This window comes from Caulobacter sp. SSI4214 (assembly GCF_012184455.1).
GTDB classification, from domain to species: Bacteria; Pseudomonadota; Alphaproteobacteria; order Caulobacterales; family Caulobacteraceae; genus Caulobacter; species Caulobacter vibrioides_E.
Genome location: NZ_SZWJ01000182.1, coordinates 1 through 1058 on the forward strand (window position 1 = coordinate 1; position 1058 = coordinate 1058).

At 66.0% G+C, this 1058-nt stretch carries 1 protein-coding gene; it reads right to left on the reverse strand.

Annotated elements, in window-relative coordinates:
* On the reverse strand, positions 1-975 hold a 975-nt coding region (locus FCU40_RS23000; RefSeq protein WP_168078121.1), incomplete at its 3' end, for an IS481 family transposase.
* Positions 976-1058 lie beyond the last annotated feature (83 nt).

The following is a 1058-nucleotide window of genomic DNA, read 5'->3' on the forward strand; positions in this document are numbered from 1 at the left end:
GTGGATGCTCAACAGGTTGTCCTCGTCGAGACCGAGGCGGCTGATGGGTGTCTGTGAGTTTATCCCGCCGTGGGGTCGATGCCAGTTGTATCGATGTAGCCAGGGGGCCAGTTCGGCGGCGCGCTGATCGGAGGTCTGATAGGGCCGAGCGTAGGCCCACTCTCGCAGGCTGGTCTGGACGAAGCGCTCGGCCTTGCCGTTGGTCTTTGGGGTGTAGGGCTTGGTGCGGATGTGCTTGAGACCGAGGGCCTTGCACAGGTCGCTGAAGGCGTGGGCTTTATAGCAGGAGCCGTTGTCGGTCATCACGCCGGTGACGGTGACGCCGAGGCTGGCGTAGTAGGCGATGGCGGCCTTCAGGAAGGCCATGGCGCTTTGCTTCTTCTCGTCGGGCAGGACCTGGCTGAAGGCGATGCGCGAGGCGTCATCGACACAGACGTGGACGAACTCCCAGCCCGCGCCCCAAGTCTTGCCGCCCCGCTTGCCGCGGGTGCTGCTTTGGCGGGTCCGGTCGCCGGTGATGCGGTGACCGACGTGATCGAAGCGGCCGAGCTTCTTGATGTCGATGTGAAGAAGCTCGCCAGGGGTTTGGCGCTCATAGCGCACCACCGGCTCGCGCGGCTCCAGATCCCTGATCCGGCTCAGACGAACCCGCCTCAGCACCCGGCTGACGGTGGCCGGCGAGACCTTGGTCTCCCTGGCGATCTGCCGGCCCGACCAGCGCTGGCGACGCAGGGCGATGATCCGCTCAATGGTCTGGGCCGGCGTCGGCCGGCGCAGGGTCTTGGGGCGCGAGGAGCGATCAAGCAGGCCGGCGGGCCCTTCGGACCGGAACCGCCGCACCCACTTGCCGACCGTCGTGGCGTCCACCCCGAACGCTGAGGCGACCGCCTTCCGCGATTGACCTTCATCCAACACACGCCGCACCACCTCGGCTCGACTGTGCGCTGTCAGACGGGCATTCTTGTGCACGTTCATCCGGTCCTCTCCCGAGACTCTGTCGCTTCGCAACCACAGCTTCTCGGGTCCGGACCGGATGGACAACCTATTGAGAGCTCACA